This window comes from Pseudomonas sp. LBUM1672 (genome assembly GCF_059695655.1).
The window spans coordinates 4,745,815-4,761,671 of sequence record NZ_CP166781.1 but is presented as its reverse complement, the minus strand read 5'-3'; the positions used below and the strand labels follow the sequence as shown (position 1 = coordinate 4,761,671).

The following is a 15,857-nucleotide window of genomic DNA, read 5'->3' as shown; positions in this document are numbered from 1 at the left end:
CAGAAGTCTCTGAAAGCGTCGGCATTGCGCCACAGCATTTGGGCGTTATGGTTTTCAGGTTCGTGGGCATAGGCAAGCGCCGTCGCTCAGTCTCAATGCCCCCGCAGGGAAGGTCATCATGAAGACTCAGATCATGATTGTAACAATCATGCTTAGTGTCGGGTTTGCCACCATGCCTCCGGCTCGCGCTCTTACGCAGGAAGAGGCAGATCGTGCTGTTAAAACCATGAGTGAAAGAGATGCACAGCAAGCGAAAGGGCAATCCACTCAACTTGAGAATTGCACGCCGTATTCTTCAGCAGAGAACAGGTTTTCAAAAGAATTCCTAGATTGTGTCTGGAGAAACCAGTCAGTCGTGAACGCGGAGCAGGCGGATAAGCAAAGAGTAGAGACCGAGCAGGCGTTACAGGCAATGCGTAGAAACAGTCCTTCGCATTCCGGCTGGTCCTATCAACGGTGCGTTATAAAGAACGTAACAGACGCACAGAATGATCTATCCGCTCGAACGATAGACCAGAATTGCCAACAATACCCCTACTATGCAAAAGATCTGGGGACCGACTTTTTCGGGTACAAGACCGCAGACGAGTGCACGCTCGATGCAGGAAAGAAGACGGCAAGCCGCATTGCCTACATCCTGATCAAGCGTGCATGTGACGGGCTATACCCGTGAAGGGCCGTTACTGACTATTCCCAAATCCCGCGCCGCGAGAGTCATTGACCTGAGCGTAAGTTTTGGCTTGAACAAGGGCACTCAGCGAAGGTGGGAGTGTCTGCCTTGGCCGAAAGTTGCCATTCGCGACCGGCTGCTTTCGGCCCAGAGTGTGTCAAAACGTACGTCGAGGTGCATCACATCCAGCTAGCAAGCTGGGCCAATCGCCGGAACGCTCTGACGAACATAATAATTGTCGAATTCACTGCTTTCGATGAATTGGAAGCCATGGCGGGTATAAAAGCGATTCGAAGCGCTTTCTTTGAGAGCACCAACTTTAATAGGGAGCGCAGCCGCATCCGCCTCTTTGAAAATCTGAGTGAGAACAGCAGAGCCTATACCTGATCCTTGCGCGCTCGGTCTCACATACAAGTGGTCGAGCAAGAGTTCATTGTGGTGATGCTTGACCACTACAAAACCAACCCTCTCTCCAGATACCTCGATGTAGTGTGTGTTGCGGGCTTCAAAACCGCTCAGAAACCGCTCACGCGCACGCACTGGATCAAATCGCCCAACACGCTCCAGACTTTCGCGCATGGCCTCAATTCGAATGGCTACAAGATTGTCCAAGTCGCTTTGTTGAGCTAGGACCAAAATGATTGGGGAATTTTGATTGGGTGTGACGGGCATATTTTGCGCTCTAACTACCATCCTGGGAGGCCAGTATAGAGAGCCTGATATGTGGTTCCCAGTTTGGCTTCACCGTCGAATTCAGACATCCATCTCAAATGTGAATGAAGGGCTGTCTCTGTACTATTATTTTTGCGTATTCATTTGCAGGGGGAAGCCAGTGAAACGCTTCATTCAAGGTGAACATCGAGGTCAAAGCACCTTACTTCCCGAGAGCCTCGACGACTACGTCAGCGATACCAATCCGGTGCGCGTAGTCGACGTCTTCGTCGACGAACTCGACCTAGTCCATCTGGGTTTTGAAGGCGTCATTCCAGCCGATACTGGCCGACCTGCTTACCATCCCGCGATCCTCCTGAAAATCTACATCTACGGCTATCTCAACCGCATTCAATCGAGTCGGCGGCTGGAACGAGAAGCCCAACGCAACGTCGAGTTGATGTGGCTGACCGGGCGTTTGATGCCTGATTTCAAGACCATCGCCAACTTCCGAAAAGACAACAGCAAGGCCATCCGAGGCGTCTGCCGCCAGTTCGTTGTGCTGTGTCAGCAGTTTGGACTGTTCGGAGAACATCTGGTCGCCATCGACGGCAGCAAGTTCAAGGCGGTCAACAACCGCGACCGCAATTTCACCAGCGCCAAGCTGAAGCGGCGAATGGAGGAAATTGAATCGAGTATCAATCGGTATCTGACTGCGCTCGACGAAGCCGATCGGCAAGAACCCTCAATCGCTCAGCCCAAGGCTACTCGCCTGCAAGAGAAAATCGCCAAGCTGAAAATGCAAATGAAGGAGTTTCAGGCGATCGAAATCCAGCTCAACGAATCGCCGGATAAACAGGTCTCACTGACCGATCCAGACGCTCGTTCCATGATGACTCGCGGCACTGGAATCGTCGGTTACAACGCGCAGACAGCAGTCGATACCCAGCACCATTTGATCGTTGCGAATAAGGTGACTAACGTCGGTTCCGACCGCGATCAACTCAGCTCGATGGCCAAGCAGGCCCGCGAGGCGATGGCGTCAGATACGTTGTCGGTAGTGGCTGACCGAGGTTACTTCAAAAGCGAACAAATCCTGGCTTGTCACGATGCAGGCATCACCGCCTATGTGCCCAAGCCGATGACCTCTGGAGCCAAGGCTGACGGGCGTTTCAATAACGATGCCTTCATCTATGACGCGGTAAAAAACGAATACATTTGCCCAGCTGGAGAGGCGCTGATCTGGCACTATTCCTACGTTGAAAAAGGCCTGAAGTTGCATCGTTACTGGAGTTCGAAATGCCAGGGCTGCGCGTTGAAATTGCAGTGCACACCGAGCACGGAACGACGAGTTCGGCGATGGGAACATGAAGCCGTACTGGAGCAAATGCAGAATCGGCTGAGCAACGCGCCGGAGATGATGCGAATCCGAAAACGGACTGTTGAGCATCCCTTCGGGACGCTCAAGCAATGGATGGGTGCGACGCACTTTCTGACCCGAAAGCTTAACGGGGTAAGCGCCGAGATGAGCTTGAATGTGCTTGCCTACAACCTGAAACGGGTCATAAAAATCATCGGCACCACTGGCTTGATGAAAGCGTTAACGGCGTAAAAACCGGTCTTTTTTGCCCCATCCAAAGGGCTTTAAGAGGTTGCTGAGCGGTTTTAACTGTTCCTGGAAACGTCACAGACTTGATCAGTTTTCGAAACGTAAGCACGGTCTCCTAGCGTCGATATAGAAAACCCAATCTGGCGTTTTTACACACTCTGGGCCAGAAGCAGCCAGTCGTCAAACCCGTCTTATCGTTGCTGAAAAGCCTCTTTCCCAGCAGACCGCTGGGCCCGGGATTAAAAAAGACCGATGACGACGGCTACATACGTCACGATAGAGGCCAGATCAAACATCGCTAGTCACCTCAAGGCAGGACAAGGCAGGACAAGGCTGCAGTTATCCTGATATGAACGTTGAAAGCAATATGGGAAACCTGAAAGGAGGAACACCATGAGCCGCACCCGCCATACCTGCCTGATGGCGACCTACAACGAGTGGATGAACGCAAAGATTTATCAGGCGGCCAACAGCCTGTCTGACGAAGAACTCGCAGCGGACAGGAAAGCATTCTTTGGTTCCATTCTCGGGACGCTGAATCACTTGGTGGCCGGGGACACTGTCTGGCTCAAGCGATTCGCCACGCACCCGGCGAACTACCTGGCACTGGAGCCGATTCGGCAGCTGCCTGCCCCCAGGAACCTCAACGAGTTACTGTTCTCGAGTATCCGCGAGCTGTCGGCACATCGAGTGTGGCTCGATCAGGTCATTGTCGAGTGGTCTCGCTCCATTACCGAGTCGGACCTGGATCACATTCTCAAGTACTCAAGCATGAAGGGAGTGCCCGCTGACAAGAACTTTTATGGCTTGGTCATGCACTTCTTCAACCATCAGACCCATCACCGCGGACAAGTAACGACCTTGCTTTCACAAGCGGGCGTCGACACAGGTGATACGGATCTGATCATCCTCATTCCATCCGAACCCTGCACGTAGTAGAGAATCCCAGCGCCGCAGCGGGTTTTGTCACATCACGTCGGCTTGGCTAAACAGCGCAGCCAACCATGGTGGTTGTCAAACCCGAGTGACGGCAAACGGCCAGAATAGCCATTCGGGTGTGCGTAGAAAAACCGACAAGGAAATACGAGGATCAAAAATGGAGTTCATCTTCGACATCGTAATCAACCTGTTGGCTCATCGCATTGGCGTTTACGTGCTGGGCTTGCTTAGTGGCGGCCGTTTCAAGGGAGAAAGCGGTTTTGCCTGGGGCTGGGCAGTCGCCGTCGGCGTCTTGGTACTGTTCGCTCCTTTCGCGGCTTTCATAGCCTGGCTCATCCATACCAGTGGCCGTTGAGGTGATGTCCGCTATGGGTCGAAAGCGGCCAGTTGCTGGAAGCCCGCAACGGCTTCCAACATCTACGTTGAGTGGCCATCCTGGGTCCTAGCGACGCCACACCCGCCCGTCAGCAGTGACCACCCAAGGCGATTGGCCCGCGATAATACGCACCCCGCCAACCCAGCGTTCTTCTGGTGTGTAATCGAGCCAGTTCTTATTTCCGAGTAACACTTGCTCTCCAAGAGGAGTCATCCGGATGAGGCGTTTTTGCCACTCTCTACCCGGCAACTCTTCGACTAGCGGATACGGAGTATCGGTGATGGTCCTTAGTAGTGTATTGAACATCTGATCGCCTAGATAAGGCAGCGGCTCGTAACTCATCATAAGGTGGCCGAACACCTTGCCAGCCGCCAACTCACCCCGCTCGGCAAGAATCCGCAGTATCAACCGCTGGGTCATGCTCAAGCCGTCCTCTGCGCCTGGAAGCTCTTGAAGTTGCCTTGCCAAGGCTGGCCCAAGTAGCGGTAACGCCGGATGCGGCTGCACTGCCAATTGCGCCCAATTGCCCGGGTCCGTTGCCGTATAGGCATCCCAAGCTTTGCGGGCAAGCGCCAACGCATCGTCACCAAGTGGGCGCCGTTGGGTCCAGAGCCAGGCCAACAGATCCGGCGCGAGCTGACCAATGCCTATGAATCGTTCAACACCAGGCACCCGATTGATCTCAATCAATTCGAGCCTGCGTGGCAGGACGGGCAGACTCGCCAGTAATCGAATCAGAAACAATTGGTCGTACGCATCACCTTCACACCAAAGCACCAGTTCACTGTCCTCGTTAAGTTGCGCCAGCGCCTTGCGCTGAATTGCCTGGCGCTCCTGGATATCCTTGGAAGCGAGTTGGAATGCCTGCTCCGCGAACTTCGCGCGCACCAACCAGTAATCATCATCCGGTAAAGCGGGAACCGGCCCCAGCACCATGGGATCATCGAACATATGAAATGAACCCGAGAATCCCGCTACTCGAAGGCTGTGCTCAATATCGTTGCCACAACGCCAATGCTGGACTGTTGATTCGTTTGCAGCAGCGAAGCCCGGATGCCGTGCCGCGAATACAACGCTGTCGGTGTGAGCAATCAGTTTAGGCCAACTGGCGAAACCCGACTCGCGAGCCACCAGCCACTGCGCATCGGCGAGTCGATAGTTTGGGCCAGGTATACCCAGTGCGTGTAGCTGGGAACGGGCATCTGCGGCCTGGTTATTCTTGATGTCTTTCAAAAGGCGCTTGGCGTGTTTGCGAAGCGAAGGGAGGTCGAGTAGACCGTGATGACGGGCAGCAATAGTGGCAGGCATGCCAACTCCTTATGAGGCTCGGTCCGCCGACAAGCCGGGAGCTGGAATGAAAAAATGGGTAAGCATGCCTTGGGTGACCCCTTCGCGCGGACCGCAGGCGCAGCAAACGCCCATGTGCCGACTTTAGCCGGAAGAAGGGACAGAAGCAAAGAGTGGAGGAGCACTGACATTGAACAGCCAGTCTTGAGGCGGGACACAAAGTGTCGCTACACCGGCGAACGCCGTGAGGGCTATGGCAGCTATCGGCCGAGGCTGTGTAAAAACGTTTTTGAGCGTGCCAGGTACTCAAAACCGGACTGAAAATCGCGTTTCTACGCGAAATCCACATCTGCTGACGTGCCGATAAATTTCAGATTTAACGTAGACGCGCACACTTCAATTTTGGCGAAGCGTTTTTACACACTCTGGGCCAGAAGCGGACGTACGCGACACGAGCTTGGTTGCCCCTTAATCTTTCTTGTGAGAAGTTGAGGGACGCTGATTCATCAAGGAAGATCATGGACATTCGATCGACAGAAACAGAGGATTGGATGCTACTAAAGCAAGTCCGACTCGCCGCGCTTTTGGACACGCCAACGGCATTTGGTGTCAGTTATCAAACTGCTGCCGCATACACTGATGAACAGTGGAAAGTTAGAGCCTCATCAACCGGAACAGCATTTTGGCTGGCACTCGACAAAGGTAGACCTGTCGGAATGATCGGTGCCGCAGTCAATAGTGCACATCGCTTTAACTTGATAGGAATGTGGGTTGATCCTGCTGCCCGGGGCTCAGGAGTAGCAACTCAGTTGGTAGAAGTTGTGAAAGCTCGCGCTACCGCGGAAGGCTTTGATCGCGTTTTTCTCGACGTATCGCCCGACAATGCGAGAGCCTCGAACTTCTATCTCAAGCACGGTTTTATTTTCATGGATGAATGGGAGCCGTTAGAAAGTCATCCGTATATTACGGTTCAGACGATGCTCTGGATCGGAAACTGATTCACGAGTTCGCTCTTAGCCGGATGTCCCTTAGAGGTCGGTTCCTGCCCGTCACAACGGACAGAAACCGGCCAATTTCTACCGACGCTGACCGGCCGCTTAGGGTCGATTTCAGCCGGTGGCGATGGGCAGAAAACGGCCAGTTCGGGTCGCTCGCCAGTCCCGTCGGACAGGCATTCGAACGGATGATCTTCTCCGAAACTTGTCCGATAGGGACAATGCAACTTCGCAGACCTTAGCTGGGACGAAAATGTCCGGGAGTAATGCGAGCACCCTCACTTGCCTGTCGCCATTACATCTGTCTGCCGTTGCGCGCAGCGATCGCCACGGTGGTCGGCGAATCAGCAAGTGAAACGAATTGTCGTGTCGCGCCGTCAAGCGCATCAATGCAACCAGCCTCAATGTCGTAGACCCAGCCGTGCAGATTCATTCGCCCCTGCTCGAGCGCGAGTGCCACCGATGGGTGGGTACGCAGATTCGCCAGTTGCGCGATCACGTTTTCTCGCACGAGGCCGTCGAGCTTCGCGCGAGGCGTGTCGAACTCATGCGCCGCGTTAATCGCTTTCGCGGCGTCCGAGTGACGTAGCCAGTTAGCGACCGCCGGAAGATGGTCCAGACATGTGCAGCGTGAAATCGCGCCCATCGCTCCGCAGTCTGAGTGACCGCAGATCACGATGTCCTGTACGCCGAGCACTGCGACCGCATATTCGACGGTGGCCGAGACGCCGCCGGGCTCGGGACCATACGACGGCACAATGTTGCCAGCGTTACGAATCACGAACAGTTCGCCCGGTTCGCGCTGTGTAAGGAGTTCGGGCACAACACGACTGTCCGAGCAGGTGACGAATAACGCCTTCGGATTTTGTGTCGTCGCGAGCTGCCTGAAAAGCTCGACGCGTTGCGGATAGACATCGCGCTGAAAGCGCAGAAAGCCGTCAATAATGTCACGCATGGAGTTCTCCAAACCCGAATGCCGGATGAGGGCACGAGCTCGTGCCGCTGTGGCCGTCATTATTGCAGACCTTGCGCGCAATTGGCTCTACTCGATCAACGGTGGACTCCGAGCCGAGGCCCGCGCGGCGGATGTCCGAAGCACCCTGGTAGCCGCCATTTATCTTTCGCTGGCTGAAGGGTGAGCAGCGAGCGATTTCGTCGGCGTGGTTTAGGTTAGCAGCGTACAAAGGGCGCCCCTTCAACGGGCGCCCTTTGTTTTTGGCAGCGGACGTGAGCTAGACCACGGCGCCAAACAAGTGCCCCACCAGTGCCGTAATCCCCATGGCCAGCGCCCCCCAGAAGGTCACCCGCCAGGCGCCGGTGATGACTTTGGCTCCGCCGGCCCTGGCGGCGATGGCGCCCAGTGTCGCGAGAAACACCAATGACATGCCCGATATCCAGGGCACCACGCTGTGCTCCGGCGCGACAAACGTCACCGCCAGGGGCAAGGCGGCACCCACCACGAAACTGGCGGCGGAGGCCAGGGCGGCCTGCAAGGGTTTGGCGGTCAGGGTGGCGCTGATACCCAGTTCGTCCCGAGCGTGAGAGCCGAGCGCATCATGGGCCATCAATTGATCGGCCACTTGGCGCGCCAGCTCGGGTGAAACACCTCGATGCATGTAGATGTTGGCGAGCTCAATGTGTTCGGCTTTCGGGTCACTGGCCAACTCGGCCCGTTCGCGGAGCAAGTCGGCGCGCTCGGTATCGGCCTGGGAGTGCACGGAGATGTACTCGCCGGCGGCCATCGACATGGCGCCGGCCATCAGCCCTGCCATGCCCGTGACCAGCAACGTGGCGTGGCTGGCGTTGGCGGCGGCCACGCCGATCAGCAGGCTGGCGGTGGAGACAATCCCGTCGTTGGCCCCCAGGACGGCGGCGCGCAGCCAGCCGATACGATCACTGCGGTGGGATTCGGTGTGTCTGTGCATGAATTTCATGGTTGAGCGCGACTCACTGTCATTGGGCGGTTCACATCGGGCGGGTTTCAATCTGCGCCTGCAACTGGCCGCCGACAATGGATATTTCCTTGAATTGTTGGCCGTCGCGCAGCACGAACAGCGCGTCCATCCCGCGTTCCTGTGCCAGACGTGGCCCTTCGGTTTCACCCAGCACCATCAGCGCCGTGGCCCAGGCATCGGCGAGCATGCACGAAGCAGCCACCACGGTGACGGCGGCGAGCGGGTTGCACAGCGGCGCGCCGGTGGCCGGGTTCATGGTATGAGCATAGGCTTGACCGGCCACGTCGACCCACTGTCGGTAGTCCCCGGAGGTCGCGATCGCGGCGTCGCCAAGTTCCATCACACCCATGACTGCACGCACGCCCCGGTAAGGCTTTTCCACCGCCACGGTCCAGCACTGTCCGTCGGGTTTGACGCCCCGGGCGCGCATCTCGCCATCGATGCCGACCAGGTAGCGGGTGATGCCAAAACCTTCCAGGCAACGGGCCAACTCATCGACGCCAAACCCCTTGGCGATGCCATTCAAATCAAGGTGCAGCGGCGCGCGTTTGCGCACCTGATTGCGGAACGGGTCAACCACCAACGCGGCGCTGGCTGACAGCCGGGTGCGCGGCGGCATCGTCGCGAGCGCCTGCTCTGTAACGGTCGGTTCTGCGGGGCCGAACCCCCAGGCATTCACCAGATCACCGAGGGCAATGTCGAAGGCGCCGCCGGATTGCTGACTGACACGCAGTGCCGCTGACAGCACCGTTGCCAGTTCCTGGGGCACCGAAATCCATTGCTGCTCGGGGGCAGCATTGAGGCGGTTGAGGTCCGAATCGGGTTTCCAGGTGGACATTTGCTGGTCCACCCGGGCCACCGCGCACGCCAAGTGTCGACCCACTTCGTCGGTATCTATTCCGGCCCCGGCATAGAACAGGGCAGTGTAGCGGCTGCCCATGGTTTCGCCGTTCAGGCTGTAGCGCTGCAACTCAGTAGACGTCTTCACGGTAGCGTCCTTGTGCCTTGAGGGTCAGCACCGTCAGGTTGAGAGGTGCCAACACCTCATCGAGGGCATGCATCACGCCTTTGGCCATTTCGCGACTGCCACACACCAGCACCTGGGCGCCTTTTTCAATCAGTCGACGCAGGGCCTGGGCATCGCCGATCAGCCGGTCTTGCACGTAGCAGCGGTCTTGAACCTGAGAAAAGGCCGCGCGCAATGCTGTCAGGCGCCGGTCGGCCAGGTACTGCTTGAGTTGCTGCTCGTAGAGGAAGTCCGAGGCCGGGTTGCGCCCGCCCCAATACAAGTGCATCGGGTGGTGGGCCGTGTTGTTGCGGATAAAACCGGCCAATGGACCGATGCCGGTACCGGCACCGATCAGGATCACCGGGTGCGTGCCCGACGCCGGGCGAAATTGCGGGTTGGGCTGGATAAACGCTTCGATCGATGCTCCGATGTCCAGGCCATGAAGGAATTCCGAGCACACGCCGCCGTTGTGTTTGCGCACGCAGATTTCCAGCACGCCGTCCTGCGAACCGCTGGCCAGCGAGTAGAAACGGGGGATCGGACTGCCCGGAGGCACAATCCCGACCAGGTCACCGGCCAGGAAGTCCGGCAACGCACCGGGTGCCTTGAAGCGCAAGACGTGGGTCGGTGCGTTCACCTGTTCGCCATAGACGATGCGCTCTGTCAGCAGCAATGGATGGGTCTGTGGCCGCTGCGGGGCATGGACCAGTGTTAGGTCATGTTTGAGCACGTCGCCCAGCGCGTGGCCCCAACGTGCAAATTCCTGAGAGGATTGGCGGTTGACGGTTTCCAGCCCCAATAACGGTGAGCCACCGGCCTGCAACATCGCGTCCTGCACCTGATGGGCGAACTGACAGAACTGCGCAAACTGGCGGTCACCAAAGCCCAGCACGGCGAAGGGCAGGCCGGGCTTGAGACCGGTTTTGGCCAGCCGCGCCATGAACTGCGAAGCCGAGGCTGGCGCGTCGCCGTCACCGTGGGTCGCGGTGAGGATGATCACGCGTTGGGCGCTGCGGTAGTCGTTGGCGTATTGATTCATCGCCGCGCTATGCACTCGGTGTCCGGCCAGGTGCAAGGCGTCATGCAAGGTCTTGGCAAAGCCCCAGGTGCTGTTGTTTTCACTGCCCACCAGAATCACGCTGTCGGCAGAGTGGGCAGGGCTGTTGTGGCGGATGTTCGGGCTCGCCTTGCGCCGGCGCCACCACAACAGAAGGCCGGTGACGCTCATCAACGGCACACAGAGGGCGCAGAGCCCAAGCGGCAGGCCCAGCCACCACAGGCCTTCACCGGTGTGCAGCTGATAAATCAATTCGTAGAGGTTGTGCATCGAGTCATGGGCCTGGTAGGACAACAAGGCGCCGCTGGCCTGATCCACGTAGCCGTCGCCCTGGGCCGTGCGCAGGGAAAACACGTCCTTCGGGTTGCCGGGACTGGGGTAGACCAGCTCGCGCAGGTCATTCAGGTCGGTGGCCTGCAAGGCTTGCAGACTCGCCACTGGCAAGGCCGGCCCGGCACTGACGTGAGCGGGGAAGGCGGGTTCATTCTGACTGCCGTCGGCGATAAAGCCGAAGGTGGTGGCGGACATATACAGCCCGCTCAAGGCCGACAGCAGCAGCCCGAGCAAGGCCAGTCGCCCGACTTCAGCATGCCAGCGCTGGTTGAAGGTGCCGCGCAGTGGCCGCAGCAGGTTGCGCCAGCCACCCAGGCGCCGGACCAGCAACAGCGCTCCGGACACTGACAGCATCAGCATGAACAACGCGCCGACACCCGACACCCCATGGCCCGGTGTGCCAAGGAACATCGAGCGGTGCAGCTCTTTCACCCAACGCGTGAACGCGGAGGGCGCATAAGGCGCGAGGCCTTCGCCAATCAGTGGGTCGACCGTTTCAGCCCCGGCCTGACCGTTCTGGTTGTAGTAGACGATGACCGTCCCGGACGCTGTGCGCTGGATCTGCTCCACGCCCGGGAAGTGATTGGCCACACGCCCGGCCAATTGACCGACGGTGAGTTGCCCGGCCGCGGTGGGGGTGCTGTGCAAGCGTTCCAGCGCCGGGTCGACCGACAGGATCGCGCCGCTTATGGCCAACAGCATGACCAACAGGGCGGCGATCAGGCCGGACAGGGAATGGGACTGGCGAAGCATGTTCAGCCTCCAGAAAGGGCAGGTGCTACAAATCGTAAGTAAAGGACTCGACATAGGTGCTGCCGGTCGCCGGCTGGCCTGCGCCCTTGGACGTCAGGGGCACGCTGACATCGGCGCGGGCGTCACGTTTTTCCTCGACGGCACTGTCGATGCGGATCTGATACCCGGCATCGATCAGGGTGTCTGCCAGTTCGACGCTGACTTTGAGCGTGCGCCCACTGCCGACACTGGCGCCGCTGACGCCGTCAAACTCGCTCGGGTTCATCCCGCTGCCACGGGCCCAGTCGCCCAGGTGTTTGTAGTACTTGGCCTTCTTGCCGGCCACCCACAGGGTTTTCTGGTATTGGCCGTTGGCGTCGGTCACGTAGATCGCCAGGTAGGCATCATTGCCGCTGTAGTCCTTGAGCTGGGTGGTCAGGGTTACTTCCCGGGCCTGGGCCAACCCCGGCAGGGCAATGGCGCCGGCGAGACAGGTGGCTGCGATGATCTTTTTCATGAGGGTGTCCTTGTGATCGTTAGGTCGAGAGCCTGGACCTGCTTGCTGACAGCAACCTGAATCGCAGGAAAAACTCATCGACGGGTGAGGCGTCATTCGGTGAGCGGGCTGCCGAGATAATCCCTGGCATCGCCGTCGTCGCGGAAATGGATCTCGAGCGTGCGCAGGCGCAGCGAGGCCGGTGAGTAGCTGGCTTCGATGGCGTTGCCCTTGCGGTCCAACCCCTTGAGTTCGTAACAACCGTCGTCGACCTTGATGCGTTGTACGCTCCAGCCGTATTGCCGCTCGATCTGCTGTCGCAAAATCTCGCGCGGTTGCCAGTCGCTCACCGGGTCGCTGCAGTCGTCGTCGGCCCTGGCGAAACCGCTAAGCAGCAGGCTCAACAGCGCGGCATGGGCAATAAAATCTGATTTCATGATCTGTCTCCTGCCGAGGTCGGCGTCTGTGGCATACCCTAAGGTGCATTCCTGACAACCAGCTGAATCTTCAGATTCACGTCAGGTAAGGCGATTAAGGTGCGGCACGACAACCACCACAGGAGGTGCCAGATGCGGGTTTTATTGGTCGAGGACGCCCCAGGGCTGGGGGAAGCGGTGCGCGAACAGATCGCCGATGACGGTCACGCCGTCGATTGGGTGCAGCGCCTGGACCATGCGCGCAACAGCGTGCGCACCACGCCTTACGACCTGATCCTGCTGGACCTGATGCTGCCGGACGGTCGCGGGCTGGATTTCTTGCGTCAGCATCGCTCGGCGGGGGACGTGACCCCGGTGATTATCCTGACGGCCCAGGATCAGATTTCCGATCGCATCGCCGGCCTCAATGCCGGGGCCGACGATTACCTGGTCAAACCGTTCGACCTGTTTGAACTCTCGGCCCGTGTGGCGGCGGTGGCCCGACGTTACAGCGGCAATCCCAATCCGCAGATCAGACTTGGTGATTTGCAGGTCGACATGAGCGCCCGCACTGTGCAGCGTGCCGGCACCACCGTGGACCTGACGGCCCGCGAATGGGCGCTGTTCGAAGCGTTCGTGCAGCGCCCCAGCGCGTTGTTGTCCAAGTCGCAGCTCGAAGAGCGGCTGTATGCCTTCGGTGCCGAAATCGAGAGCAATACCATCGAGGTGTACATCAGTCGTCTGCGTAAAAAACTGGGGCGCGATCTGATTGAAACCGTGCGCGGCATGGGCTACCGGTTGACGGCCGCATGAAGTCTTCTTCGAGCCTGCAAAAACGCCTCGGCCTGGGGCTTACCCTGGGCATGACCTTACTTTGGCTGGGCGCGACCGTCGGCGCCTGGCTGGTGATGCAACATGAGTTGAACGAGGCGTTCGACAGTGCGCTGGAAGAGACCGCACAACGGATCTTGCCGCTGGCCGTGCTGGAAATCAGCAACTGGGAGGAACCCCGTGAAGCGCAGCACGTTGCGACGTTGAAAATGCACAAGGAATACCTGACGTACCTGGTGCGCGATGCCAGCGGCAAGATCCTGATGCAGTCCCACGACGCCAACCCGAAGATCTTCAGTAAGCGGCCGACTGAGGGATTTTCCACCTCTGAAAAGTACCGCTTGTATGGCGCCAGTGCGTTACGCGAGACGCTGTTCATTGAGATCGCCGAGCCGCTGGGTCATCGCCGTGAAGCCGCGCGGGAGGCTTTGTTTGCCTTGTTGTTGCCGCTGTTGGCGCTGATTCCCGTCAGCCTGTTGGGCACCTGGTTGTTCGTGCAGATCAGCCTGCGCAGTGTTTTGGCGTATCGTCGTGCGGTCGAGGCGCGTGGCGTGGGTGACTTGTCGCCGATCAAGGTGGCCCGCCTGCCGGCAGAAATCGATCCATTGGCCGAGGCGGTCAACCACTTGCTGGAGCGCTTACGCAAGGCGCTGGAAGCCGAGCGCAGCTTTACCGCCAACAGCGCCCATGAACTGCGCACGCCACTGGCCGCGACCCTGGCGCAGATCCAGCGGTTACACCACGAGGTGCCTGAAGGCCCGTTGCGGTTACGCGCGGCTAAAATCGAAAACTCGTTGCGCGAACTGGCGCGGCTCTCGGAAAAACTCATGCAATTGGCCAAGGCCGAGGGGGGCGGGCTGCTGTCCGAAACGCCCCAGGACCTTACTCCGTTGCTAGCCCATGTGGTCGATGAGTGGAACCACAGTAGCGGGCACCGGATCGAGTTGCACCTGCCAACCCGGACGAGCCTGTACTCGACGATTGACCCGGACGCCTTCGCCATCCTATTGCGCAACCTGATCGAGAACGCTCTCAAATATGGCGCCGCGGATCAACCGGTCGAAGTCAGCCTCAGTGACCAGTCGCTGCTGCGGGTGGTCAATGGTGGCCCGCCGGTACCCGAGGCGGTGTTGCAGCGGCTAACCGAGCGCTTTGTGCGGGGGCACAGCGAAACCAGCGGTTCAGGGTTGGGATTGGCGATTGCACAAACCATAGTGCAGGGCGTCAATGGGAAAATGCGGCTGATATCGCCGGCGACTGGGCGAACGCAAGGATTCGAAGTCTGCGTCTGGTTTGCGCTCGCCTCAACTGCCGACGATTGAAGGTGGTGCCGGACAGTAGCTATCCGTTGTGTGGTATGCCGCAGGTGCGAGCCGAACCAAATCCATGTTTGATTTCCATGCTTTACTTTTCGATTTCTGACCATAACCCGGCTGCGAGCGCACGATTCTCGAATGTCTGCTTCTGGCCTGATTTCTGCCTGTCACGAATGGCAGTAACCGACCCAAAGGAGACGGTGGCCATGTGGGCTGTGGGCACGGTTTCAGCTCCAATGTAAGCAATGAGGCTAGCGCGCAGGCCCTGCAAATGTGGTGTCCATCGTGTGTCGGTCGTAATCCAGCAGGTATGTATGATGCAGACAATACAGCTGTGAAAGCAGATCTTTGTTGGGGCCGACCACATCCATACCTCTATCGTCGTAGGGAAAAACCATGACGTGCTTCTTCAAATTGAAGAGGTATAAAACGCAGTTGGGTTTAGGCTGAATTGCGGCAAAGTCCCTAGCCAAAGCACACCAAAGAAATGCTTGAAGCAGAGTCGCAGGCGCTTCAAATGCGATGTTGATCCAATACTCCGGCTCCCTTTCGCAAAACCATTCCTCCGGATCTATCTCCTCACTCCAGACTGAGAATTCCGTGGGTATGTTAATGCCGGCAGATCGAAGAGCGTGAATCAGGGGCCGATGAGCAAATCGGTTGCTGCCAGAATGAATGCGCAGACAAGCAACAAGCGTCGCGTCATCAAGGAAGATATCGCTGCAGATCTTTGTTGATTTTCGTAGTGCTGTTAGAAATTGCTCAATCACTCCGCCAGTTTCAGAGAGCTCAAAACGCAGACCTCCTGGATAGGAATAGAAAAGTGGCCTGGCAAATGCTTTACCCCCAAAGATCCTCTCAATTTCAAGTTGTAGATTCACTTGATCCTCATGGCTAATAGCCCGACTCCATAGCTTGGGCGGTGCAGACGGATATTACTGTATACGTAAGATCTGAGCTAAGCCGCGAGCGTCCGCTGTTGGCCGGTTTGAGTCATTCCCGAGTGGCTGCAATGGGTCGTTCTCTGCCGGTCGCGACAGGCAGAAAACGACCCAGAGCGGACGATCACATTCGACTGTTACCAGCAGCTTGGCCAGACAATTGAAGAGTTTTCTTTCATTCAACGAGCACTCAAGCCCAAAGCAGCAGGGCCGATACACCTGTCCGTATAACCTCCAAAAAAAA

16 protein-coding genes are annotated in these 15,857 nt (G+C 57.9%); 7 read left to right on the top strand and 9 right to left on the bottom strand.

The features are described from left to right. Positions 1–118 precede the first annotated feature (118 nt). Positions 119–673, top strand: a complete 555-nt coding sequence (locus ACA053_RS21690; protein WP_497393665.1) for a hypothetical protein — start codon at positions 119–121, stop codon at positions 671–673. A 186-nt stretch (positions 674–859) separates the two neighbouring features. Here the strand turns inward: ACA053_RS21690 and ACA053_RS21685 are convergent, their stop codons facing one another. Continuing rightward, positions 860–1,342 carry a GNAT family N-acetyltransferase gene (locus ACA053_RS21685; RefSeq protein WP_497393664.1) on the bottom strand — a complete coding sequence of 161 codons (483 nt, stop codon included), beginning with the start codon at positions 1,340–1,342 and terminating at the stop codon, positions 860–862. Positions 1,343–1,502: 160 nt separating this feature from the next. Here ACA053_RS21685 and ACA053_RS21680 point away from each other — a divergent pair, with 160 nt between their 5' ends. From ACA053_RS21680 to ACA053_RS21670, 3 genes are all read left to right on the top strand, one after another. Further along, the gene (locus tag ACA053_RS21680; RefSeq protein WP_497393662.1) at positions 1,503–2,933 is read left to right on the top strand and encodes an IS1182 family transposase; all 1,431 of its coding nucleotides are present in this window, start codon (positions 1,503–1,505) and stop codon (positions 2,931–2,933) included. Between the two features lie 390 nt (positions 2,934–3,323). Next, positions 3,324–3,866 (top strand): DinB family protein, encoded by a 543-nt coding sequence (locus ACA053_RS21675; protein WP_497393660.1) that lies wholly within the window; start codon positions 3,324–3,326, stop codon positions 3,864–3,866. A 160-nt stretch (positions 3,867–4,026) separates the two neighbouring features. After that, positions 4,027–4,224: a hypothetical protein gene (locus tag ACA053_RS21670; RefSeq protein WP_497393659.1), complete on the top strand. Its 198-nt coding sequence runs from the start codon at positions 4,027–4,029 to the stop codon at positions 4,222–4,224. Between the two features lie 87 nt (positions 4,225–4,311). Here the strand turns inward: ACA053_RS21670 and ACA053_RS21665 are convergent, their stop codons facing one another. Beyond that, entirely contained in the window at positions 4,312–5,553 is a 1,242-nt protein-coding gene (locus tag ACA053_RS21665; protein ID WP_497393658.1) for a DUF1835 domain-containing protein, read from the bottom strand. Positions 5,554–6,050: 497 nt separating this feature from the next. Here ACA053_RS21665 and ACA053_RS21660 point away from each other — a divergent pair, with 497 nt between their 5' ends. Further along, positions 6,051–6,530, top strand: coding sequence for a GNAT family N-acetyltransferase (locus ACA053_RS21660; RefSeq protein ID WP_497393657.1), 480 nt, complete (start codon positions 6,051–6,053; stop codon positions 6,528–6,530). A 292-nt stretch (positions 6,531–6,822) separates the two neighbouring features. Here the strand turns inward: ACA053_RS21660 and ACA053_RS21655 are convergent, their stop codons facing one another. From ACA053_RS21655 to ACA053_RS21630, 6 genes are all read right to left on the bottom strand, one after another. Beyond that, a complete protein-coding gene (locus tag ACA053_RS21655; RefSeq protein WP_094949837.1) occupies positions 6,823–7,482 on the bottom strand; it encodes a carbonic anhydrase in 660 nt (219 codons plus the stop codon). A gap of 277 nt (positions 7,483–7,759) precedes the next feature. Further along, positions 7,760–8,461 carry a VIT1/CCC1 transporter family protein gene (locus ACA053_RS21650; protein ID WP_497393655.1) on the bottom strand — a complete coding sequence of 234 codons (702 nt, stop codon included), beginning with the start codon at positions 8,459–8,461 and terminating at the stop codon, positions 7,760–7,762. Between the two features lie 31 nt (positions 8,462–8,492). After that, positions 8,493–9,470 (bottom strand): FAD:protein FMN transferase, encoded by a 978-nt coding sequence (locus ACA053_RS21645; protein WP_497393654.1) that lies wholly within the window; start codon positions 9,468–9,470, stop codon positions 8,493–8,495. Next, the gene (locus ACA053_RS21640; RefSeq protein WP_497393653.1) at positions 9,454–11,634 is read right to left on the bottom strand and encodes a PepSY domain-containing protein; all 2,181 of its coding nucleotides are present in this window, start codon (positions 11,632–11,634) and stop codon (positions 9,454–9,456) included. The genes ACA053_RS21645 and ACA053_RS21640 overlap by 17 nt, the downstream gene beginning before the upstream one ends. Before the next feature lie 25 nt (positions 11,635–11,659). Continuing rightward, positions 11,660–12,130, bottom strand: coding sequence for a DUF2271 domain-containing protein (locus ACA053_RS21635; protein ID WP_497393652.1), 471 nt, complete (start codon positions 12,128–12,130; stop codon positions 11,660–11,662). Between the two features lie 92 nt (positions 12,131–12,222). Beyond that, positions 12,223–12,546: a PepSY domain-containing protein gene (locus tag ACA053_RS21630; protein ID WP_497393651.1), complete on the bottom strand. Its 324-nt coding sequence runs from the start codon at positions 12,544–12,546 to the stop codon at positions 12,223–12,225. Positions 12,547–12,678: 132 nt separating this feature from the next. Here ACA053_RS21630 and ACA053_RS21625 point away from each other — a divergent pair, with 132 nt between their 5' ends. Both ACA053_RS21625 and ACA053_RS21620 read left to right on the top strand, forming a co-directional pair. Then, on the top strand, positions 12,679–13,338 hold the full coding sequence (locus ACA053_RS21625) for a response regulator transcription factor (protein ID WP_497393650.1): 660 nt from the start codon (positions 12,679–12,681) through the stop codon (positions 13,336–13,338). Then, entirely contained in the window at positions 13,335–14,678 is a 1,344-nt protein-coding gene (locus ACA053_RS21620) for a sensor histidine kinase (protein WP_497393649.1), read from the top strand. The genes ACA053_RS21625 and ACA053_RS21620 overlap by 4 nt, the downstream gene beginning before the upstream one ends. A gap of 245 nt (positions 14,679–14,923) precedes the next feature. Here the strand turns inward: ACA053_RS21620 and ACA053_RS21615 are convergent, their stop codons facing one another. Continuing rightward, positions 14,924–15,553, bottom strand: coding sequence for a DUF3885 domain-containing protein (locus tag ACA053_RS21615; RefSeq protein WP_497393648.1), 630 nt, complete (start codon positions 15,551–15,553; stop codon positions 14,924–14,926). Positions 15,554–15,857: the final 304 nt, after the last annotated feature.